The sequence below is a fragment of the Micromonospora sp. WMMD1082 genome, from assembly GCF_029626175.1.
Classification (GTDB): domain Bacteria; phylum Actinomycetota; class Actinomycetes; order Mycobacteriales; family Micromonosporaceae; genus Micromonospora.
Genome location: NZ_JARUBM010000002.1, coordinates 151,919 through 173,075, shown reverse-complemented (window position 1 = coordinate 173,075; position 21,157 = coordinate 151,919). Strand labels below are relative to the sequence as shown.

Annotated in this window: 18 protein-coding genes and 1 pseudogene; 3 read left to right on the top strand and 16 right to left on the bottom strand. The window is 73.2% G+C overall.

From position 1 onward, the window contains the following. Window positions 1–261: 261 nt before the first annotated feature. Window positions 262–1,494 carry a helix-turn-helix transcriptional regulator gene (locus O7615_RS00865; protein WP_278175191.1) on the bottom strand — a complete coding sequence of 411 codons (1,233 nt, stop codon included), beginning with the start codon at window positions 1,492–1,494 and terminating at the stop codon, window positions 262–264. Between the two features lie 123 nt (window positions 1,495–1,617). Then, on the bottom strand, window positions 1,618–2,082 hold the full coding sequence (locus tag O7615_RS00860; protein ID WP_278175190.1) for a hypothetical protein: 465 nt from the start codon (window positions 2,080–2,082) through the stop codon (window positions 1,618–1,620). 651 nt (window positions 2,083–2,733) lie between these two features. On the opposite strand from O7615_RS00860, the gene O7615_RS00855 reads away from it, so the two are divergent. Beyond that, window positions 2,734–3,090 (top strand): hypothetical protein, encoded by a 357-nt coding sequence (locus tag O7615_RS00855; protein ID WP_278175189.1) that lies wholly within the window; start codon window positions 2,734–2,736, stop codon window positions 3,088–3,090. A gap of 7 nt (window positions 3,091–3,097) precedes the next feature. Here the strand turns inward: O7615_RS00855 and O7615_RS00850 are convergent, their stop codons facing one another. The 11 genes and pseudogenes from O7615_RS00850 to O7615_RS00800 all read right to left on the bottom strand — a co-directional run. Beyond that, entirely contained in the window at window positions 3,098–3,838 is a 741-nt protein-coding gene (locus O7615_RS00850) for a hypothetical protein (RefSeq protein ID WP_278175188.1), read from the bottom strand. Between the two features lie 11 nt (window positions 3,839–3,849). Continuing rightward, entirely contained in the window at window positions 3,850–6,591 is a 2,742-nt protein-coding gene (locus tag O7615_RS00845; protein WP_278175187.1) for a phage tail tape measure protein, read from the bottom strand. A 1-nt stretch (window position 6,592) separates the two neighbouring features. Next, window positions 6,593–7,177, bottom strand: a complete 585-nt coding sequence (locus O7615_RS00840) for a hypothetical protein (RefSeq protein ID WP_278175186.1) — start codon at window positions 7,175–7,177, stop codon at window positions 6,593–6,595. Window positions 7,178–7,239: 62 nt separating this feature from the next. Next, window positions 7,240–7,740, bottom strand: a complete 501-nt coding sequence (locus O7615_RS00835) for a hypothetical protein (protein WP_278175185.1) — start codon at window positions 7,738–7,740, stop codon at window positions 7,240–7,242. Window positions 7,741–7,997: 257 nt separating this feature from the next. Then, a complete protein-coding gene (locus tag O7615_RS00830) occupies window positions 7,998–8,363 on the bottom strand; it encodes a helix-turn-helix domain-containing protein (RefSeq protein WP_278175184.1) in 366 nt (121 codons plus the stop codon). A gap of 16 nt (window positions 8,364–8,379) precedes the next feature. Then, window positions 8,380–8,871, bottom strand: a complete 492-nt coding sequence (locus O7615_RS00825; RefSeq protein ID WP_278175183.1) for a hypothetical protein — start codon at window positions 8,869–8,871, stop codon at window positions 8,380–8,382. Between the two features lie 6 nt (window positions 8,872–8,877). Next, complete coding sequence (locus O7615_RS00820; protein WP_278175182.1) at window positions 8,878–9,243, bottom strand: hypothetical protein; 366 nt, start codon at window positions 9,241–9,243, stop codon at window positions 8,878–8,880. After that, the gene (locus O7615_RS00815) at window positions 9,240–10,082 is read right to left on the bottom strand and encodes a hypothetical protein (protein WP_278175181.1); all 843 of its coding nucleotides are present in this window, start codon (window positions 10,080–10,082) and stop codon (window positions 9,240–9,242) included. The genes O7615_RS00820 and O7615_RS00815 overlap by 4 nt, the downstream gene beginning before the upstream one ends. Before the next feature lie 261 nt (window positions 10,083–10,343). Then, entirely contained in the window at window positions 10,344–10,607 is a 264-nt protein-coding gene (locus O7615_RS00810) for a hypothetical protein (RefSeq protein WP_278175180.1), read from the bottom strand. Window positions 10,608–10,753: 146 nt separating this feature from the next. Beyond that, window positions 10,754–12,193: a recombinase family protein gene (locus O7615_RS00805; RefSeq protein WP_278175178.1), complete on the bottom strand. Its 1,440-nt coding sequence runs from the start codon at window positions 12,191–12,193 to the stop codon at window positions 10,754–10,756. Between the two features lie 2 nt (window positions 12,194–12,195). Beyond that, window positions 12,196–12,730: pseudogene (locus tag O7615_RS00800) on the bottom strand (DNA-formamidopyrimidine glycosylase family protein); the annotation flags it as partial. 108 nt (window positions 12,731–12,838) lie between these two features. Here O7615_RS00800 and O7615_RS00795 point away from each other — a divergent pair. Beyond that, the gene (locus O7615_RS00795; protein WP_278175177.1) at window positions 12,839–14,035 is read left to right on the top strand and encodes a hypothetical protein; all 1,197 of its coding nucleotides are present in this window, start codon (window positions 12,839–12,841) and stop codon (window positions 14,033–14,035) included. 114 nt (window positions 14,036–14,149) lie between these two features. On the opposite strand, the gene O7615_RS00790 is transcribed toward O7615_RS00795, so the two are convergent. Together O7615_RS00790 and O7615_RS00785 are read right to left on the bottom strand one after the other, a co-directional pair. After that, window positions 14,150–14,392: a CPCC family cysteine-rich protein gene (locus O7615_RS00790; protein ID WP_278175176.1), complete on the bottom strand. Its 243-nt coding sequence runs from the start codon at window positions 14,390–14,392 to the stop codon at window positions 14,150–14,152. 4 nt (window positions 14,393–14,396) lie between these two features. Continuing rightward, on the bottom strand, window positions 14,397–15,302 hold the full coding sequence (locus O7615_RS00785; RefSeq protein ID WP_278175175.1) for an SAM-dependent chlorinase/fluorinase: 906 nt from the start codon (window positions 15,300–15,302) through the stop codon (window positions 14,397–14,399). Between the two features lie 369 nt (window positions 15,303–15,671). On the opposite strand from O7615_RS00785, the gene O7615_RS00780 reads away from it, so the two are divergent. Beyond that, on the top strand, window positions 15,672–16,352 hold the full coding sequence (locus O7615_RS00780; protein ID WP_278175174.1) for a hypothetical protein: 681 nt from the start codon (window positions 15,672–15,674) through the stop codon (window positions 16,350–16,352). Between the two features lie 123 nt (window positions 16,353–16,475). Here the strand turns inward: O7615_RS00780 and O7615_RS00775 are convergent, their stop codons facing one another. Next, the gene (locus tag O7615_RS00775) at window positions 16,476–21,119 is read right to left on the bottom strand and encodes an ATP-dependent helicase (protein ID WP_278175173.1); all 4,644 of its coding nucleotides are present in this window, start codon (window positions 21,117–21,119) and stop codon (window positions 16,476–16,478) included. Between the last annotated feature and the right edge of the window lie 38 nt (window positions 21,120–21,157).

Genomic DNA, 21,157 nt, shown 5'->3' with positions numbered 1-21,157 from the left:
CGGAATCGGCCGCCGCCGCAGCCTCCACCAGATCCTGCGCCACCTGCTCACCGCCGCCTCCTTCACCGGGGTCCGGGAAGGCGGCGGCGGTGCTCACACCGGGTGGGATGACCGGGCACCGCCGCCGCCGGGAGAGGCCCCAGCGCAGGGGGACCACGCCGGCCTCTCCCCTCCACCGTCCCGGGTGGACCGCCGGCCAGCCAGGGACATCCGCGACCAGAAACGCAGGTCAGCGACGCGACTGGTACATGGTGTACAGGTCTAGGGTGTGCAGCCGACCAACGTGGCCAGCTCCGCCAGCTCCGTCGACATCGCCCGGCGCCGGCTGTCCGAAATCTGCTGCACGATGTCCCGTGCGTACCGCTGGTGCCGCAGCCACGCCGGCGCGCGGTCCCGCAGATCGAGCAGCACCCCGGTGGCGTCGCCGAACTGACGGCGCTCGGCGTGCGCCCACGCGACGTCCAGGCGGTGACGCTGCCACGACGTGGCCACCGTCTCCCCGGCCGGCACCCGCTCCGCCAGCTGGAGCACCCGGCCGGCGTCGCCGGCGACCGCCGCCGCCTCCACCCGCATCATCTCGACCCGGGCAGATCGGAACCCGCCGAGGATCGCCAGATGTCCGCCGCCCACCGGCCGGTCAGCCAGCCGTGCCGCCGCAGCCGCAGCCGAGTCCAGCAGCGCCGCTGCATCGTCAGGCCGGTTGTCCCGGGCCGCCGCCGCAGCAGCAGCGAGCAGCAGCCACCCCCACACCGCCACCTCTGCCGGATCGGCCCGCCGCAGCCGCGGCTCGACGGCGTCCGCCGTGGCGATGGCCACCTGCTCCGCCTCCGCCAGCCGCCCCTGCCGCAGCAGCAGCCACGACGAGCCCTTGACCGTCGACGCACCCAACACCGGGTCGCCGGCCTCCTCAGCGGCATCGAGGGCCCCGACGACGGCCGCGTACGCCAGATCCCCGGCCCGCAGCTGGATCAGCAACTCGGTGGCCAGGTACCGGGCCTGTGCGAGGGTCGCGTACGCGCGAGCCCGGACCGGGTCGGCGACGTCGACGGCCACACGCCCGGCGTCGTCGAGCAACCGGGGCGCTCCGGCCAGCGCCGCCGCGTAGTCGCCCCGGTGATAAGCGGCGTCGACGTCACCCAGCCGCCGGCGAACATCGTCCAGGGTCGGCGGTGGACCGTCCGGCGCGGTGACGACCGGACCGCCCAGACCACGGGCCGGCGTCAACGTCCGCCGGATCTCCGCCAGCGACAGCGGCCGGGCATCCGGCTCCCGGCGGGCGGCGGCCTGCGACGTGTCGCCGAGCAGCGCAGTGGTGGGCACGTCCAGGGCCCGGGCCAGCGCGTGCAGCGTCGTCATGCGGGCCGACGCTCGCTCGCCCCGCTCCAGCTTGCGGACCGTCTCGACGCTCACACCGGCACGCTCGGCAAGCTGCTCCTGTGTGAGTGTGGACTGGCGGCGGATCCGGGCGAGATGCTCGCCGATGGTCGGCTCCATGCTCGACTCCCCAGGTAGAGGACTGGGCGGCGGCCGGCCGGCCTCTACACCAGCAGGCCACCACCTCGGACGGTACCCGCCGCCGGCACGCCACGTCACCAGCCGCGCCCAGGGCAGGGCCGGTCAGCTACCCGTGTACTGGCCGCATGCGATGATCAGACCCGGCCCACGCGACCGGTACACGCCGGTGTTGATCGTCCGGTTCACGCCCGTGTCGAACGCCTCCTGAAGCTGCTTCAACGGCTCGACCAGGTCGCCGAGATCAGCACCCAGCCCTTCGGGCATAGACGGCCTCAGGGCCTCCATGTCGGCGATCGTGTTGCTGAGCAGCGTCCGGTCGATTGTGCTGCCGTCCGGGTGGTCAACGAGCTCGCCGATCAGGTCGGTCGTCGCGTCGGCGACGAGGTTGGTTGCGCGGATACAGGCCGTCTTCGGGTCCAGCGTGGCCACCGGCGCCGGCGACGGGGAACTGCTCGCCGGCGTGCTGCTGGTCGGTGCGGCTTCCGCCGGCGGCGACGTGTCGGCACCGCAGCCGGCCAGCGCGAGGCACACTGCGGCGGCGATCAGGGTGGGAGCGCGGCGACTCATCGCCGGAGTGTGCACGGACCGCCACGCCGAACCTGTCGGGTACCTGACCATCTGGCCGAACGGCCCGGCCACGATCACCCCTGCCGGTATGCCGGCACCACCCGTCACGGTCACGCCGGCCGGTGCCGTGACGTCACCACACCGCACGCCCGCCGTCACGCGCGTTACATGATCGAGTGTCGATCGAATGCTGCTCGCGGGACACCACGGGGGGCGGGGTCCGGGCGGGAAATGGCTGCTACCTGACCCGCTCCCCCCTCAGGCGTCCGTCCGTCCGTTACGCGAGATGTCACAGCGGCACGCGCGTCACGTCACGGCCGATGTAACGGTCAAGCCTGCCCACACGGGCCACGAGCAGGCAGAACGTCGGGCGTCACGTCCTGGCCAGCACCCTTCCCATCCGCCGTAACGCTGCGTTACGCCCGAGCGGCCCGGCCATGATCATCGTTACGGGGGGAAATCTGCCTGAGGCGGGGGCGGGTCAGGGCTTGGTCATGATCCGTCCGGGCCCCCTCCCCCTGGGTTACCCTCCGTCACCAGCGCCGCGAATGACGATTGGTCGATGTGACTGTGCTGGTCAGGTGATGGTTGGTGTGGTCGCTGGTGTCTACAGTCGGTCGATGTGGGCCGTCGAGAGGGGACGCGTTGAAGGTGCGTGAGGCTGCCCTGATGGTCGGGGCGTTCGTGTTTGCCGCAGCTGCTGGTGCTGCGGTTGGTGTGCAGTTCGCCGACCGTGGCGCACCGGGGCAGGGGGAGGTAGTGATCCGTACGGTGGACGACCCGGAGGGCACGCCGCCTGCCGTGCCGACACCTACCGTGGTGGAGTCGACTGCGGCCAGTCCTTCGGCCGTGGCGCCCAAACGTGAGGGGAAGAGCGTGACGGAGCAGCGCAAGCCCGAGCAGGAGCCCACCGCCCGGCAGGCCACCGATGCGCCGGGTACCGGGACGGTGGACGTCATCAAACCGGACCCGCTGCCGGATCCGTTGCCGACGCGGGCGGGCGGCTGACCCGGGGTTACTCGGCGACGAAGGCGGATTCCAGGCCGAGGATCGACATGACCCGCGCCCCGATGGTGCCGCTGCCCGCCGTGCGGCGTGCCTGGATGCTGATCGCGGCCAGCGCGGCGTAGGCGTAGATGCCGGGCAGCACGGCGGGCCCCAGGATCATGTGTGTGTATCCGCCGGCCGCCAGGGTGCCCGGCTCGCCCACGGGTTCGCCGTCGACGGTCATGCGGATCTCACCGGCCGTGGTGCCGTCGGATGCGCGGGCCAAGATGTGGGCCATCAGTACCGGGTGCTGCACCGGCATGGTGCCGGCCGCCAGGTCGGTGAAGGTGCCCGAGGTGGTGGTGGCGGTGGGGACGGTCACCTCACCGGTCTGGATCGGGATGTACGGGCGGGCTAGCCCTCGCTCGGATGCGGCGTCGTCGGACACGATGTACTGGCCGGTGCGGTCGTACAGGGCCACGAAACCGTCGTCGCTGCCCTGGCCGCCGACGAGGAACGCGACGCCGCCACCGGCGCGGCCGATCCAGGTGCCGCGCCACCCTTCACCGAGCTGCCCTTGGCGGGAGAGAACCGCGCCGTCGGTGTCTTGAGTGGTGATGGCGCCGCCAGTGACGGTGATGCCGCCGCGGCCGATGGATGCGGCTTCGAGGCGGCGGGCCGACGCGAGCTGCCTGACCATCTGTTCTAGGTCCCGGACCCGACGGGCGAGGTTGCCGGACGATAGGGCGTTGTCGCCGATGAGTCCCATGAACGTGTCTCCTAGAAGCTGTTGTGCATGGCGATTTCCTGCTCCACCTGCCGCAGCGAGAAGCGGTCCGTCCACGCCTGAACCGTGACGTTCTCGATGGTCATCCCGCGACCGCCTGCGCCGCCGTAGTCGCCCCGGGTCGCCGACGACCCGACCACGGCGAGTTTCGCGCCTGCGTTGGCGGCCGCGAGCGCCGCAGCGTTGCGCCTGGTCGCGTCGACCGTGGACACCCACTCGCCCCGGGTCGCCCAGATCGGCACCGCGTCGTAGCCGTGCGGGCCGTCGACCACCCCGCCGCCGGCGTACCTACTGCCGACCGGACCGCCCAGCGCGTTGAACTCGCGGCGGCCGCCCCGGGCCGTCCGCTCCTCCGTGACCAGCCGGGTGCGTACCTCGCGGGGGATCTGCCGCAGCCAATCCACGTACGTCCGGACCTGACCCTGAGCACCTTGCAGGCCAGGCGTCTTGATGTGCGTCTGCACCTCGGCCGGGACGCCGTCGTACGCCTTCGCGTAGTCGCGGACCTCGGACTTGGTGAGGCCGGCCTGCGTCGCCTGCCGCACGAACTCGTCCCGTAGCTGCTTCGTCTTGGTGGTCAGCTGTTCGGTGGTTGCGCCGGTCTCGGCGAACTTGACGATCTGGTCCGCGTGCGCCTTGATCAGATTCCGGACGTTGTCCCGGTTGGTGAGCGCCGCCTCGCTGTTGCCCTTGAGCTGGCCGCCGTTCTCCTTCGCCGCATCGGTCATCCGCCGCATGGCGCGGGTGGCGGCGTCCTCGGCTTCCTCCAGGTCGAACATCTGACCGAGCAGCGCCTTGAGCGCCTTGTCCAGGTCGTCGACTCCGGCGGTCAGATCCTCAGCCGCATCGGCGGTCAAGCCCAGCGACGTCGCCAGCTGACGGGTAGCGGGGTCAAGGTCGTCGATGGACTTCTTGTTGCCCTCCGTGGCCTCGGTCAACTGCTCGTGCAGCTCCCGGGCGGCATCGAGGTCACCGCCCATGTCGGCGATGGTGCGGCGCAGATCCGAGGCGGCAGCGTTCATGTCGCCGGACCGCCGCGCGTACACCGGTGCGGCGGCGCCGTTGTGCTTGTCCAGCTCGGCGTTGACACGGGCGACGGCGTCCGCCTCGCCCATGATCGCCCGGGTCAGGTCGGCCGCCGAGATGCCGAGCAGTTTCGCCTTGTCGATGACGCCGGTGGTGGCCAGCTGGTTGGCCAGCCACACCTGCGTGTCGCGGGTGACGGCCCCGGACTGTGCGTCGAGGGTGTCCGCGAGCTCGCGGGCCCGGCCACGCGCCTCCGCGTTGGCCATGGCGAACGCGGACAGCGCGGCAACCGCGCCAGCGAGGACGAGGCCCCAGGGCCCGGCGAGGAACGCGCCGACCCGGCTCATCGCGGTGTTCGCGGCGACCGCTGTGGCGGCCATGCGGCCCTGAGCCATCGACAGCTCCAGCATGGACTGCTTGTACGCGGCGATGCGGGGGATGGCCACGAGCATGGTGCCGCCGAGTAGCAGCGTCGCGGCGGCGGTCAGGCCCAGCACGGCGAGGACCGCCTTGATCGGCCCGGGTAGGTCGGTGAGCACTCCGGCCAGATCGCCGACCAGATCCGCCGCCCCGCCGACGGCCGGGAGGAACACGTTGCCGATGTCGATGGCGAAGTCGTTCATCTGGTTGCGGGCGATCTGGAGCCGGGATTCGACGGTGCCGTACCGCCGCTCCGCTTCGGCGATCAGGGCGGTGTTCTCTTCCCAGCCCTGGTTGGCGGTGTCGAGGCTGCGGGTCACGAGGTCACCGGCGCCGGCGAGACGCAGCAGGGCGTCACGGAGCAGGATCTCCGACATGCCCAGGTCGGACAGGGTCTTGAACACGTCGCCGCCGACGGCCTGCATCCGGCCCAGCCCTTGAATGAAGGCGGCGGTGGCGCGGGCGGCGTCGGTCTGGAATGCCTGCGCGTACTGGTCGCTGGTCATGCCGGCGACCTTGGCGAACAGTTCCAGCCGGTCCCCGCCGGCGCGGACGGCCTGCTCGATGTTGATGAACGCGCGGCTGATCGCGCTGCCGCCGGCCTCGGCCGCGACGCCGACGGACGACAGCGCGCCGGCGAAGCCGATCACGTCGGCCTCCGACATGCGGACGGTCTTGCCGGCGCCGGCGATCCGCAGCGCCATCTCCACAATCTCGGCCTCGGTGGTCGCGCTGTTGTTGCCCAGCTCGACGATGGACGCGCCGAGGCGGGAGACGTTGTCGGGGGCGGTCTGCATGATGTTCATAAGCCGCGACAGTGAGAACGCGGCTTCTTCGCTGCTCAGGTTCGTCGCGACGCCGAGGTCGACCATGACCCGCGTGAAGGAGACGATGTCCTCGCGGGCCACACCGAGCTGACCGGCGGCCGCGGCGACGCCGGCGATCTCCTCATGCGTCTGAGGCAAGGTTCGGGCGAGCTGCCGTAGTTCGCCCTCCAACTCGGCGAGTTGCTCCGGCGACCCGTCAATCACCTTCGCTACGCCGGTCCAGGCGGACTCCCAGGAGATCGCGGCGCGGGTGGCCATCACGAGTCCAGCGCCGATCGCCGCACCGGCCGCGAGGAACGTGCCGCCGACCTGGTCCATGGCGGCGTCGACCTTGGCCTGCTCGGCCTCCAACCGGGCCAGCTCACGCTCGAAAGCGCGAGCGCTGTCCTCGGCCCTCTTGAAACCGCGCTCGAACTGACGCGGGTCGGCGCTCAGGCGGTAGGAGAGATCCTGGGACGACATGTCAGAGCGCCCACCGCGGCGTGAGGGCCCGCGGGTCGACCTGCTTGCCGGGCTCGACGAGCGACACGTGACGCAGCTGCCAGTCGCGCACCCACCCGCTCATGTACTCCGCTGGCGAGTTCCGCAGGAACGAGATCGACGCCGCGAGGTTCTCGCCACGCTGGTGGCGCTCCCACTGCTGCCGGCCCTGCTCGGTGGTCAGGTCGAGACGGATGCGGGCCTGCAGGCTGAGATCGGCGTACTCGCGGCTCCACCTGGCTTCGCTCAGCTGCTCGACGCGGCCGATCACCTCGCGGCTGCGGCCAAGCTGGCCGTTGCGGTGACGCCAGTACAGCTCGGTGGTGCACTCGCGCGTGTCCATGCCGGCCAGGTCCAGCCGGTAACCGTCGATGCACAGGCCCTGTGTGGCGGCCCGAAGGTTGATCGGGGCACTCCATCGCTGGAGCTCGCGGAGCCGGGGCGACGGTGACCGGCGCGGCCGCGAGGCGGGTGCCGGCCGGCGGGCCTCCCGTGCTTTCCGCGCGGCCAGCGCACGTTGATACGACGGCGACCCGGCGAGCGGATCGCCCATGGTGAACGCCGCCATGCTGAACGCCCGCCCTACGGCGGCACACCCCGGCCTGCCGCAACCGCAGTCCATGTGATCACTCACTCTCTTGCCGGCTCGTCGGGGCCGAGGCCTGCGAGCAGCTCGACCCGCCACGCGTTCTCGACATCCCGCTCGATACGGGCCGCTTCCTGTTGCTCGGCACGGGCGGCGTTCCGGCGGCGCCGCTCCGCTTCCTCGCGTTCTGCCTTCCGGTCCAGCTCGCGGACGATGGGTCGTAGCCGGTTGAGCCGGTCGACCAGTGCCTGCCGCACACGCGGGCTCTCCGGGGCATTCGTAGGGCCCGGCCGGCCGGCGTTGCCCCAGTAGCGGAGGGTCAGCCGGTGATCGTTGGTGCCGTACCACCAGCTGTAGAGGACCTCGGCGTCGGCCAGGGCGGCACGCGGGTCGCCGGAGGTGTGGTCGCGGGCAAGGTCGCGGATGGCGCGCTGGATCTGGCGCTCGCGCGTGGCCTTGCACTCCGCCGAGCAGTAGACGGCAAACGTCCGGCCGCTCTTGGCTGCGTGGAACCATCGCTTGTCGACCGGGCATGGTCGCCACATCGACGGAGCACCCGGGGCCGCTTCGAACGCTTCAAGGGTCTGGCACTCCGACGCGTCAAGAGCCTGACATCCCACGCACACCGCGCTACCACCACCCGTCGTGACCGGTGCCGTAGCCGGTCCGGGGCCTGCCGGTGGAGCCCCGGACCCGGCTACGACGAAGGGGTGATGCCGCACCGCAGGCGAGTGGCGCAAGGCCGGGTCGCCTGCGGCTGCCCATGAGTGCCATCCCTCGGCGGCTCGTGGGCTCCACCGGATCAGCCGCCGAGCTCGGCGTCGTCCAGCGGAACCGGGATGATCAGGCGGCGGCCGGTAGCGCGCAGAAGGCCGGCCGCCCGGTGCCGCCGCAGCGTCCTGGTGGAGACACCCAGGTGCTGCGCGGCTTCCCGGTACGACATCACGACATGACGATGACCCGGCGGCGGCCCTTGATCACGTTCGCGGACAGTTTCGCGGCCAGATCGCCCGTTCCCGGCCACCGTGATGGCCATGGCCACCAGATCGGACGGCGGCGTGATGCTGCTGCGGTGGCACCAGTCGAGGTGAGCGCGCAGCGCGTGCCGCAGGTGCGCCATGCCCTGCTCGTCGAGCGTGACCGGCTGGCCGTGCCGGTCGATGGCCACGACGCGGGGCGGCCCGTCAGCCGGCATCGGCCATCACCTGAGGCCGGCACGCCCGGCAAACGGGCACCTGGTAGAGCAGCACGCCGGCCTGGACGGTGGCCACCTGCACCCCGTCGGCGCCGCACCACGAGCAGACCTGCCACGGATCGCCGAGGATCGGCGCGCAGTCCAGGCACACGACCCACCCGGGCCGCCAGGTGGCGGCGACGACCGGGCCCGGCCGGGCCGAGGTCGGGGCGTGCCGGCACGCCCGGCCGGGCAGGGTCCGCGCGTACACGCCTAGGGCGTCGAGCAGCTCGGCCCGTAGCCACGCCGGCACGTTGACCAGGGTGCGCTTCGACGAGCCGCCGACGGCGTCGACCAGGTGGGCGGCGTGGGCGGTGGCGGCGTCGTCCTGGTCGACCAGGTGCACGGGCGCGGCGGCGCGTAGCTGGTCGACGAGCGCGCCGAAGCTGGGGTGTACGGCGATGCGGTCCGCCGCGGCGATCATCTCGGTTCGGTCGGCCATCGCGGGTCACCCCCCGTTCTGCCGGCGGCGGCCGCGGATGCGGCCGGCCTGTTCGGCGAGAGCGGCCAGCACCACGGCGACGGGTTCGGCGACCGTATGCCACCCGGCGCACTTGGCGAGCAGGGTGGACACGTCGCGCAGTTCGGCGTCGCGTAGCCCGCTCACGTCGACGGTGAGGGTCTGCTCGTCGGGGTTGGTCATGGTGGTGGCCTTCCGGTGTGCGAGGCGGTCACGGTGCCGGTGGGTGAGGCCGGCAGTACGGGCTGCGGCCCGGTCCGCGCGTTCCTGGCGGCGTTGGGCACGGCGGCGGATGGTGCCGGCGACGGCGGCCGCCAGTCGCTGCTCCCACTCGGCGCGTTCCTGCTCGGTCACGCCGCACCGCCTTCGTCGTCCTGCCGGTATCCGGCGAAGTGCGGGTTCGGTTCGTCCTTGGCGCGGGGGCGCTTCCAGCGGGAGAGGGAGACTGGCCGCGCGCCTGTCGCCGCGAGTCGTTCCCGGATCTGCGCGCGGGCCCGTTCGCCGTCGAGAGTCGCTCCTTCGGCGTCGGGCGTCGCCGCGCGAAGCGTGGCGGCGGCGTCGCGACGCGGAGAGTCATCTCCCTGAGAGTCCCCTTGGAGGGTCCTCTCAGAGAGAGAGTCGCGTACGTCTGCCGTACCGTTTCGGTACGTCTGCCGTACCGGTGGGGCGGATTTCCGTACCGATGTCGGTACGGCGTCCGTACCGGTCGGCTGGGCTGCCGTACCGATCTCCCCACCAACCGGTACGTCTGCCGTACCGGTCTGCTGTGTGTGTCGGGCTTCCGCAGAGCGGCGGGCCAGTTCCCGAAACAAGCGGCTGCGGTCGGGCGCGACAGCCGGTACCGCATCCGCGTCGGCGGGCAGCGCGAGCGCGTACACCACGCTCCGCTTGTGCTTCCCCACGGGCTCCAGCCATCCGGCGTCCACGAGAGCACGGAGCACGGCCGAGGCCGTCTCGCGGGACCGGATACCGGTCTGCGTCATCAGCCACGGGTACGCCACCCAGGCCCGATCACGGCTGCCCCGACGCGCATGGTTGGCGTAGCACAGGGCGGCGATCTTCTGCGTGCTGGTCAGGGCTTTCGACTCCCACACGGCATCGGTGTACGCCTGGTCCGGGTGCAGGGTGCGGCCGGTTGCCTCGCTGCACCGTTGGGTGTGCTGGCGGAGGCGCTCTGCGCCGGTGCCGGACATCAGCGGCCGCCTGACGCCGGCGTGGCGAGTCGGGCGCGTGCGGGGCATCCGGGCCCGTGGTTGCAGGTGAGTCCGAGGTCGGCCACGTCGTACGTGCCGGCCCATCGCGACGGGCGTTCGGTGTTGTCGGCCTGGTGCTCGTCGACGTCGCGAACAGTGGGCGTGACGGCTGAGGAAAGCCGGGTTACGCTCGCCACGACGTCCCCGCTGGTCGTCTTTTGGCCCCCTGTCCCGGTATCGCCGACCGGGCGGGGGGTCACTTCATGCCGCATCCTGCTCACCACCGCTCGCGGTGGCTGCCGATTCGAGTGCTGCGGCGAGTCGACCAGCTGCGGCGGCCTCGTCAGGCGTCAGCGGGGGGAGGGTGGCGGCGATCCGGGCGGCCCAGGCGTCGATATCGCTGCTGGCGACTCCGGCCCGGATCGCCTGGCGTACGTGGAAGTCAGCGGATTGCTGGGCTGCTCGTGCGCGACGTGCGCGATCACGTCGGAACTCGGGATCGGAGAGCTTCCCGGAGAAGGACATCGGCACCACCTGAGAGGTAGGCCAGACACGCCCGTTGTGACGGCGGTCGGCTGCTACCCGCAAGTGGCCTGTTGCACCGGCTTGGGGGCCTCCCGGTGAGGGAGGCAAGATCAGCGTAGCCGGCTACCGGTCAAGATCCAAGCTGGCTACTCCACTCGGATTCGACCAGCCACGTCGGCGCGATTGCTAGCGTCTGCCGGCCCAATGACCAGCTTCCGGCCGCGCAGCGCCATCCGGACCAGCCGTCGCCGCTCCGGCACCGTCGCCGCATCCCATCGGTCCGACCACGCCGCCCATGACCGCTCGGCCGCCAACGCCACGGCCGCCGCGTCCATTTCCGGCGGCGCCTCGATCCGGTCACGTTCGGCACGTAGCTCGGCAAGGCGGCGGTCCAGCGGACGAGCGGCGGCGTCGTACCTGCGCAGCGTGATCTCACCCTTGCCGAGCCGGGCGGCCAGCTGCTCGGCGACTTCCTCGGCCTCGGCGATCTCCGCGTCGAGCTTCCCGCGCCGCTCGCCAATGTCCCGGGCCGCAGCCTCAACCGCGTCGGCGTGACGGGGGTCGGACAGGATCGCCACCACCAAGGCGCCGACGTGGCGGTCAAGCTCTCGCTGGTCCACGGAGATCCGGCCGCACCCACCGCCGGATGACCGGGGCTGGCACCAGTACTGGCGGCGAACCTCCCCATCCGGGTACGGCTTCATGTTGGCGCGCGGCCTGCCGGTCAGGATGTGCTCGCACAGCCCGCACCGGACATTCCCGCTGCACAGGTAGGCGTCGGAAACCGGCCGGCCGCGCCGCCGGGATGCGTAGAGGGCGACCAGGCGGTCGAAGACATCTTCCTCGGTGATCCGCTCGCCCGGCACCGTCGCCACGACGACCCCCAGGTGCACGATGCGTCCGGCGTTCCGGGGCCGGGTGAGAACCTGACGCAGCCCGGCGCGGGTCCAGGGCTTGCCGTACGAGGTGAGGATCCCGCGCTCGTTCAGCTCGACGATCAGCGCGTCCTGCGACTCGCCGGCCAGAACCCGATCGGTCAGGTCCCGGATGATCTCCGCCTCGCTCTGGCGGATCGTGCCGTCGATCTCGAACCCGAACGGCCGCGTCGAGGTGTGGGCTTCGCCGCTGATGGCCTTCAACTTCTTGCCGCGCTTGACTCGGGTGCTCAGCCGGTCGGACTCGTACGCGGCGCTGGACAGTTGGTCGCGAAAAGCCTTCTTGCCGCTGGCCGAGGTCAGGTCGTACTCCCCTTCGGAGTCGAGCACCAAGAGCCCGCGCTCGGCGGCGGAGATCAGCCTTTCACCCTCGATCGGCCTGCGGCTGAATCGCGCCAGGTCGAAGACGACCACGCCGCCGGTCGCGCCGGACTCCAGCCGTTCCATCAGCCGGTCCCAGCGGGGTCGCCGTACGCGCGGGTTCCACGCCGAGCGCCCTTCGTCGGTGAGGATCTCGCCGACCTGGGCGCCAAGTTCGGTGATGCGCGCCTTGCAGTCGTCGGCCTGGCCGGAGGTGGACCGCATCCGCTTGTCGCCGAGTCGGCTGACACGCGCATAGATGTCGAGCACGGTGGGGGGTTCCGTCGCCATGTCAGGTACTGTAACTTATGGAGCACCAACCCCGGCCAGGTTGCGCTGGTCGAGCAGGGCCACGCCGACCGGGGTGTCCGGGTGGGCGGCCAGCCGGCGTACGGCCTCGGCCGGATCCCAGTCGACGCCGAGCAGGTCGGGGCCGAGCTGGCCGATGAGGCGCTCCTCCTCGGCGGTGGGCACCAGCGCCACGTCGTGCAGGTGGTAGCCGACGGCCGTTGCGGCCGGGGCGCGCAGCACCACCCGGATCAGGTGTGCCGGCCGCGCCGTCCACCGCTCTCCCGGGGCGTACGCCCGCCAGGTGCCGTCCATCCTCAGGTGTGAGTGCAGCGTCCAGCGCGACTCGCCGGTGCCGGCGGGGGCGTCCAGCCGGAGCAGCAGGTGTTTGCCCCGGCTGGCGCTGCCGCTGACCGTCCAGCCGGTGAGGTCGGTGGTGGCCAGCGACGGCACCCGGAAGTCGCTGCCGGTCAGCCGGGATCCGACCAGCGCGCGTTCCAGGACGCGGGCGGTGTTCCAGACGGTGTCGCCTTCGGGCACCCGATGATTCTTCCACTCGAAGCTAATTCACGTGTATCGCTATTTGTATGACACTTTTCTTCGATCTCCTGATATAGGCACTATCGGGGAGTTCTGAGGAGAATGCCGATGATTCATCCCCGTACCACTGTCCTGGCTCTCGCCCTGACCGCCATCCTTGCCGTCTCCCTGCATCCCAGCCCCGCGTCGGCCGCCCGCACCGACCGGTGGAACGCCGACCTGTCGGTCGTCGACGCCGACGATGTCAACGTGCGGCACACCCGCGCCGGTCTCCGGCTGGCCGACGCCCGCCCGCCCGGGACGCCGGCCCGGCGCAGCGCGGTGGCCGAGGGCATGCTGGTGGCCGCGCCGCGTACCCTCAGCCGGCCGGCGACCCGGGTCCGGGCCGAGGTAACCGCCGCCACCCGGCCCGGCACCGCCGCGACCGTCCAGGTCCGCGGCTGGCGGGCGATCGGCTGGACCGAGTGGCGTGACGCGGTCCCGGCGGCCGTCTTCGACCAGCCGGTCCGCCGGGTGCAAGCCCGGGTGGTGCTCACCGGCAGCGCCTCCGGCGCCACCACCGAGGTGCGGGCCGTCCGGCTCACCGCCGACACCGTGACCGCGGCCGCCGCCACCCCCGGCCTCACCTACCGGGTGTACGCGACGCGGATCGGCCTGGTCGGCGAGGTGACCGCCAACGGGCACACCGTCCGCCCCCGGGACCACTTCGTGGCGCTGCCGTCGCGCCGGGGCCTCTCCCCGCGCAACAGCGGCGACTACACCCTGCGGGTCTGCACCACCACCGGCAGCCGCTGCGAGTACGCCCCGGTCTGGGACGTCGGCCCGTGGAACACCCGCGACGACTACTGGAACCCGAGTGCGGTACGGGAGAACTGGAAGGACCTGCCGCAGGGCCGGCCGCAGGCGCAGGCCGCCTACCAGAACGGCTACAACGGCGGGCGGGACCAGTTCGGCCGGACGGTGCTGAACCCGGCCGGCGTCGACCTCGCCGACGGGACGTTCTGGGACGGGTTGCAGCTGACCACGAACGCCTGGGTCGACGTGGCGTACCTCTGGACCGGCACCGGCCCCCGGGGCGTGGTCGGTGACGGCCCGCTGAACGTGCGGGCCGGCCCCTCGACCAGCTACGCGTCACGGGGCCTGGCCGCCCAGTACGCCAACGTGCCGATCCAGTGCTACGTGACCGGGCAGAGCGTCGCCGGCCCGTACCGCACCACCAACCGGTGGAATCGCCTGGCCAGCGGGCAGTTCGTCAGCCACGCGTACATCTCGGCGGTCTGGGGTGGAACGGTGCCGGTCTGCTGAGCCGGCACCCCCAGGGCCGGGCCGGCGTCCTCCCAGGCCGGCCCGGCCCGCCGGGTCGGGGCGTTCTCCGCCGCCGGGCCAGGACGCGTCCTCAGGCCCGCTTCTCGGGCCGGGTCAGGGCTGTTCCTCGGGGCGGGGTGCGCGGACCAGGTCCTGGTAGCGGGGGTGACAGGCGCCGTAGACGGCGAAGTTGAGTCGGGCGTGGGAGAGGCTCAGATCCCCGTTGGGCCCGCCGTGCACCGCGTCGGCATCGGCGTCGCCCTGACCGTCATCGGTCCAGAAGCAGACGGGGCAGGTGCCGCCGCCGGTCCGGTACGCGCAGCAGGGGCAAGCAGCGGGAACCCAGCGATCATCCACCTTGTCAGCTTTCCACAGTAGACGTTTCATTCGTGTGGCGCGGGGCGCCTCGGCCGGGGTCGGCACCCCGGACCCGCAGCAGCGTACCCGGGTTCACCGCGAGCAGTTCGGCGGCGTGTCCACCGTTGACCGAGAGCGCGACCCGGTCGGCCGAGTCGGCGTGCGCCACCAGGGCGCCGGCCGGGGCGTCCCCGAACGTACGCCCATGCACAGCCTCCCACTCCGCCCCGCCCGCCGCGTCCCGCTCCTTGCCGGTCATCGGACGCACCCGGACCCTGGCCGGCAGCGCGGCCAGCAGTTCGGCGGGTGCGGCCAGCTGGACGTTGCCGAAGTGGTCCACCGTCAGCACCTCGGCGACGAACCCGTCCGGTCGTCGCCGTACCACCGGCTCGGGCAGCCGCACCAGCGTGGCCGGATCGAGAGCCGGGCCGGCGTCGGCCAGCGGTGCGCCCAACGCCAGCCGGGCCGCGACCGGCGCGAAGACGTCCCGACCGTGGAAGGTGGCCGAGACCGTCGGCGCCAGCCAACGTGGATTGGTCAGCTCCACGGCGGCGGTCACCCCGCCGAGGGCGTCGGCGGCGTCGAGCAGCAGACCGTTGTCCGGCCCGACCAGGAGGCCACCGGGAGTGCCCAGCGCGACACCCCGCCGGGTCGTACCCACACCCGGGTCGACCACCGCCACGTGCACCCCGGTCGGCAGGTGTGGCACGGTCTGCGCGAGCACCACCGCACCCCGGCGTACGTCACCGGCCGGCACCAGGTGGGTCACGTCGATGATGCGCAGCGCCGGCCCGAGTCGCGCGATCACCCCGTGGCAGGCCGCCACGAAACCGTCGGCGAGGCCGTAGTCGGTGGTCAGCGAGACAACCCCGGCCGGTGTCCGGGGTACGCCGGTGGCACTGCTGGTCACGGCACCGGATCGTACGCCCGTGCGGCGCGGTCCACCTCCCGCCTCCGGAGACCTCCCGCCTCCGGAGACCTCCCGCCTCCGCGACCTCCCGCCTCCGCGACGTCTCGTGTCCGGCACCTCCCGCGTCCGTCCACCTTCTGGCTCCGGTACCTCCTGCTCCCGGTATCTCCCGCGCCGGCATCCGGCGGCGACGCGGACCGAGCCGGGCGCGGGCGGTGGGTGGTGGCGGTGGAGCCGGGGCGGGCGGTGGGTGGTGGTGGGGCCGGGCCGGGCGGTGCGCGTGCTCGGTGGAGGTGCCGGATAGGCGACAGTGCGCCTGGCCGACCGGCCACTGCCCGTGGTGGGTCTCGGTTGGGCAGACTGCGTGAGGTGAGCCACCGGATCCTGCCCGCCGTCGTACTCCTCGCGGTCACGGCCGCCCTGACCGCCTGCGGCGGCGACCGGGACGGGCCGCCCGCTGCCGCATCGGCACCGCCCGGCAGCGCCTCGACGGCGGACCCGACCTCGACGATCGCCCCGGACGCTGGGACGTTGCCGACCGGCCCGGACGCACCGCCGGTCGGCGAGGGCAGCCTTTCCGCGCCGGGCGCCCCGACACCGCCCGCCGGGGCGGCGAGCCCCGCCGTGCCGGGCGCCCCGGTCGTGCCACCGGGCGCCGGGGCTCCACCGACCGATCCGAACGCCGACGGCACCACGCAGCGGCGACCGCCCAGCCCGCCCCCGGTGGTGCTGCCACCGCGCCAGGCCGGTGCGCCGACCGCGCGGGAGGTCATCGCGGCCTTCCGGGCGGCCGGGCTCAAGGCGGCCAACGCGCGCGACCGGTCGGTCGAGTGTGGACCGGACGGGCTGGGGCTGGGCTGCTCGGAACTGGTCGTGACCGACAACGTGGCGGTGTACGTCTTCCCCGACGAGAGCAGCGCCGACGACATGGCCGACCGCTGGAGCGGGGCCGCCTTCCGCAGCGGCACGGTAGTGCTCAACTACCTGGAAGCCTCCACCCCACCCGCCCACCGCCCCCGCTACGAAAAAGCCCTAACCACCCTCCGCTGACCCCACCCTCACTCCCATCCCCCTGTGTACCTCGTTGATCATGAAGTTAGCGGGCGGTTTGATCTCCAAAGCACCCGCTAACTTCATGATCAACGGGGAGATCCCCGGGGCGGGGTGGGGGTGTTAGGTGCGGAGGCGGAGGCCGCGGGGGGTGGTGCGGAAGCCGGCGGCGGTGAGGGCGTCGCGCAGGGGGGAGGAGCGTACGGACTCGCCGTCGGCGCGTTCCACCGAGATCGCACCCAGTGCGCCGGTGTGGACGGCGTCGGCGAGCGCCTTGCCGGCTCCGGCCAGCGCGTCGGCGTCGTCGGTGAAGGAGAGGATTGTCCGCCCGCCGCGCTCCACGTAGAGCACCAGGTCGCCGGCGACCAGCACGACCAGGGCGCCGGCCTTGCGCCCGGCCCGGTGACCGGTGGCCGACGGCTGACCGGTGGCGGGTGACTGACCAGGGGCCGGTGACCGAGCGGCGGCGGGCGACTGGCCCGCACCCCGAGGCTCCGCGTCGCCGGAGTCGACCGCCCGTTCCGGCCAGGGCAGCGCCGCGCCGTACGGGTTGGCCGGGTCAGTGGCGGCCAGCACCACCGTGGCGCCGCCCCGGGACCGCCCACCGTCGAGCGGCTCGGCCAGGGCGCGGATCCGGTCCACCGCACCGGGCACCGCGAACTGTGCCGCGCCCAGCCCGTCGACGAAGTATCCGCGCCGGGCCGCGCCGCGCTCCTCCAGCGCGGCCAGCACCGGATAGACCGCCGCGAAGCCACCGGGCACCTGCTCGGCCACGACCGCGCCCCGGGTGAGCACGCCGTGCCGCTCCAGCAGGACGTCGGCCAGTGCGGCGGCACGGCGGGTCGGGTCGGTGTCGCGTTCCGGCAGGCACGACCAGCGGCCGGCCACCGTCGGCGGGCCGCCGCGGCTGGGCAGGGCCGCCCGCCCCGGGCGCCGGTACCGGCCGCGCGCGGCGGTCGGGCGCGAGCGGTGGGCGCCGCCGGCACCGAGGACCGCCCGCAGCGGCGCCAGGGTGTCGTTGGTGAGGTGGCCGGCCCAGACCAGGTCCCAGATGACGGCGGTCAGCTCGGCGTCGTCGGTGGCGCCGACCCGGTCGGCCAGTGGCCGGAAGAACAACGCCTGCCCGTCACCGAGGGCGTCCAGGACGGCGTCGTGCAGGGGCGTACGCGCGAGCGTGTCGGCCGCCGGCGGCAGGAGCAGCGGCGCGGTGTCGGCGTAGGCCAGGCTGACCCAGCCGTCCCCGCCGGAGATCGCTCCCGCGCCGGCCCAGAGCACCTCGCCGCTGGCACACAGCTCGTCGAGCAGCGCGGGGGAGTAGTCCGCGACCCGGGCGGGCAGCACCAGCCGTTCCAGCGCCGACGCGGGCACGGCGGCACCCTGCAACTGCTCCACCGACGCGGCCACCGCCTCCATCCCGCGCGCCGAGGAGCCGACCTGCTGCCAGCGGGGCAGGAAGGTGGCCAGCGCGCGCGGCGGCACCGGCTCGATCTCCCGGCGCAGCGCCGCGAGGGACCGGCGACGCAGCAGACGCAGCACCTCGGCGTCGCACCACTGGGTGCCGACCGTGTCCGGGGTGAACTCGCCGGAAACCACCCGACCGGTGGCGGCCAGGCGGCGCAGCGCCTGCTCCACCACGAAGACCCCCAGACCGAACCGCGCCGCGCACCCGGCGGCGGCGAATGGTGCGTGGGTGCGGGCGTAGCGGGCGACCAGATCGCCGAGCGGGTCGGCCACCGGTTCGAGGTACGCCTCGGCGACGCCCACCGGCAGGGCCACGCCGAGTGCGTCCCGCAGCCGGCCGGCGTCCTCGACGCCGACCCAGCGCTCCTGCCCGGCGATGCGGACCCGCAGCACCCGCCGCGCGGCGGCCAGGTCGGTCAGCCACTCCTCGGGTGCCCCGCGCTCGGCCAGCTCGTCGGTGCTCAGGTCGCCGACCTGCCGGAGCAGCTCGACCACGTCCTCCGCGTCGCGGGGCCGGCGTTGCGGGGTGAGCCAGCGCAGCTGCCGCTCGGTCTCGGCGAGCACCGCCGGGTCGAGCAGCTCGCGCAGGTCGACCCGGCCGAGCAACTCGCCGAGCAGGGCCGAATCCAGCGCGAGCGCCGCGGCCCGGCGTTCCGCGAGCGGGGCGTCGCCCTCGTAGAGGAAGGCACCGACGTAACCGAAGAGCAGCGAGCGGGCGAACGGCGACGGCCGGGCGCTCTCCACCTCGACCAGCCGCACCCGGCGGCCGGCCAGGTCGCGCATCACCTGGGTCAGGGCGGGCAGGTCGAACACGTCCTGCAGGCACTCCCGGGCCGCCTCCAGGGTGACCGGGAAGTCGGCGTACTCGCGGGCGACGTCGAGCAGTTGGGAAGCGCGCTGCCGCTGCTGCCACAGCGGCTGGCGGCGGCGCGGGTCGCGGCGGGGCAGCAGCAGCGACCGCGCGGCGCACTCCCGGAAGCGGGCGGCGAACAGCGCCGAGGTGCCGACCGACTCCTCCACCAGCTGGGCGATCTCGTCGGCGTCGAAGGCCACCACGTCGGCGCCGGGTGGGGTGTCCGCGGTGTCCGGCAGGCGTACGACGATGCCGTCGTCGGCGGGCATCACCTGCGCGTCCACCCCGTAGCGCTCGGCGAGCCGCCGGCCGATGGCCAGCGCCCAGGGTGCGTTGACCCGCGCGCCGAGGACGCTGTGCACGGCGAGCCGCCAGTCGCCCAACTCGTCGCGGAACCGCTCGACCACCACCGTCCGGTCGTCCGGCAGCGCGCGGGTCGCGGCCCGCTGCTCGTGCAGGTACGCGATGAGGTTGCCGGCCGCCCAGTCGTCCAACCCGGTGGCGCGCAGCGCGGCCCTCGCCTCCTCGGCATCCTGGCGGAGCAGGGCCCGGACCCGGGCGCCGATCGCCCGGCCCAGCTCCACCGGCCGACCCGGCTGGTCGCCCTTCCAGAACGGCATCTTGGCGGCCTGCCCGGGGGCGGGGGAGACGAGCACCCGATCCGGCGTGATCTCCTCGATCCGCCAGGACGAGGAGCCGAGCAGGAAGATGTCACCGACGCGGGACTCGTAGACCATCTCCTCGTCCAGCTCGCCGACCCGGGCGGCGCGCTCGGCACCGGCCAGGAAGACGCCGAACAACCCCCGGTCGGGGATGGTGCCGCCGCTGGTCACCGCGAGCCGCTGGGCGCCCGGCCGGCCGGTCAGCACGTCCGTGGTGCGGTCCCACACCAGTCGGGGCCGCAGCTCGGCGAAGGCGGTCGACGGGTAGCGGCCGGAGAGCATGTCCAGCACGGCGTGCAGCGCGGAGTCGGGTAGCTCGGCGAAGGGCGCGGCCCGGCGGACCACCGCCGCCAGGTCGCCGACCCGCCACTCGTCCAGCGCGACCATGGCGACGACCTGTTGGGCGAGCACGTCCAGCGGGTTGCGGGGGTGGCGCAGCTCCTCGATGGCGGCGTCGGCCATCCGCCCGGCGACCACGGCACAGGAGAGCAGGTCGCCCCGGTGCTTGGGCAGCACCACCCCGCGCGACACCGCGCCGACCTGGTGCCCGGCGCGGCCGACGCGTTGCAGGCCGGCGGCCACGCTCGGCGGTGCCTCGATCTGCACGACCAGGTCGACCGCGCCCATGTCGATGCCGAGTTCGAGGCTGGAGGTGGCGACCACGGCGGGCAGTTGGCCCGCCTTGAGCGACTCCTCGATGTGCCGGCGCTCCTCCCGGGAGACGCTGCCGTGGTGCGCCCGGGCGATCACCGGCGGTGCGCCGGCCACCGCGCCGGCCTGGGCCATCATCTCGGCCGGCGTCCGGGGGGCGCGGCCGGTCGCGGCCGGTGCCGCGTCGGCCGGCTCCTCGGCGGCGAGCTCGTTGAGGCGGGCGCAGAGCCGCTCGGCGCTGCGCCGGGAGTTGGTGAAGACGATGGTCGAGCGGTGCGCCCGGATCAGCGAGAGGACCCGTTCCTCCACCGCGGGCCAGATCGACGCCGACCGTGGACCGGCGAGGTCGTCGGCCGGTGTGTCCTGCTCGTCGAGGCGGGTCATGTCCTCCACCGGGACCTGGACGCTGACCTCGATCGTCTTGGCGGTGACCGGGGCGACCACGTCGACCGGCCGGGCGCCGCCGAGGAAGCGGGCGCACTCGTCCAGCGGCCGGACGGTGGCGGAGAGCCCGATCCGTTGGGCCGGGGCGGGCAGCAGTTCGTCGAGACGCTCCAGGGAGAGGGCCAGGTGGGCGCCGCGCTTGGTGTCGGCGACCGCGTGCACCTCGTCGACGATCACCGTCTCGATGCCGCGCAGCGAATCCCGGGCGGCCGAGGTGAGCAGCAGGAACAGCGACTCCGGCGTGGTGATCAGGATGTCGGGCGGGGTGCGGGCGAAGGCCCGGCGCTCGTCGGCGGGCGTGTCGCCGGTGCGCATGCCGACGGTGATCTCCGGCGGGGGCAGCGCGAGCCGGGTGGCGGCCTGCCGGATGCCGGCGAGGGGGGCGCGGAGGTTGCGTTCCACGTCGACCGCGAGCGCCTTGAGTGGACTGATGTAGAGCACCCGGCAGCGGTGCCGGGGCTCGGCCGGTGCGGGCTCGCGGGCCAGTCGGTCGAGCGACCACAGGAACGCGGCGAGGGTCTTGCCGGAACCGGTGGGCGCCACGACGAGGGCGTGCCGGCCGGCCGCGACCGTGTTCCAGGCGCCGACCTGTGCCGCGGTCGGCGCGGCGAACGCCGCGCCGAACCACTCCCGGGTCGCCGGGCCGAACCGGGAGAGCACCTGCCCGCCGGTCGCCGCCGCATAGGAATCCGCCACGACCCCATCCTGCCCGGGGGCACCGACATCCGTCGCCA

Coding starts and splice junctions, on each gene's coding strand:
- O7615_RS00815 (WP_278175181.1), bottom strand. CDS start 10,082: ATGTCCGGCACCGGCGCAGAGCGCCTCCGCCAGCACACCCAACGGTGC.
- O7615_RS00825 (WP_278175183.1), bottom strand. CDS start 8,871: ATGGCCGACCGAACCGAGATGATCGCCGCGGCGGACCGCATCGCCGTA.
- O7615_RS00805 (WP_278175178.1), bottom strand. CDS start 12,193: ATGGCGACGGAACCCCCCACCGTGCTCGACATCTATGCGCGTGTCAGC.
- O7615_RS00835 (WP_278175185.1), bottom strand. CDS start 7,740: ATGTGGCGACCATGCCCGGTCGACAAGCGATGGTTCCACGCAGCCAAG.
- O7615_RS00860 (WP_278175190.1), bottom strand. CDS start 2,082: ATGAGTCGCCGCGCTCCCACCCTGATCGCCGCCGCAGTGTGCCTCGCG.
- O7615_RS00810 (WP_278175180.1), bottom strand. CDS start 10,607: ATGTCCTTCTCCGGGAAGCTCTCCGATCCCGAGTTCCGACGTGATCGC.
- O7615_RS00840 (WP_278175186.1), bottom strand. CDS start 7,177: ATGGCGGCGTTCACCATGGGCGATCCGCTCGCCGGGTCGCCGTCGTAT.
- O7615_RS00795 (WP_278175177.1), top strand. CDS start 12,839: ATGATTCATCCCCGTACCACTGTCCTGGCTCTCGCCCTGACCGCCATC.
- O7615_RS00845 (WP_278175187.1), bottom strand. CDS start 6,591: ATGTCGTCCCAGGATCTCTCCTACCGCCTGAGCGCCGACCCGCGTCAG.
- O7615_RS00850 (WP_278175188.1), bottom strand. CDS start 3,838: ATGGGACTCATCGGCGACAACGCCCTATCGTCCGGCAACCTCGCCCGT.
- O7615_RS00865 (WP_278175191.1), bottom strand. CDS start 1,494: ATGGAGCCGACCATCGGCGAGCATCTCGCCCGGATCCGCCGCCAGTCC.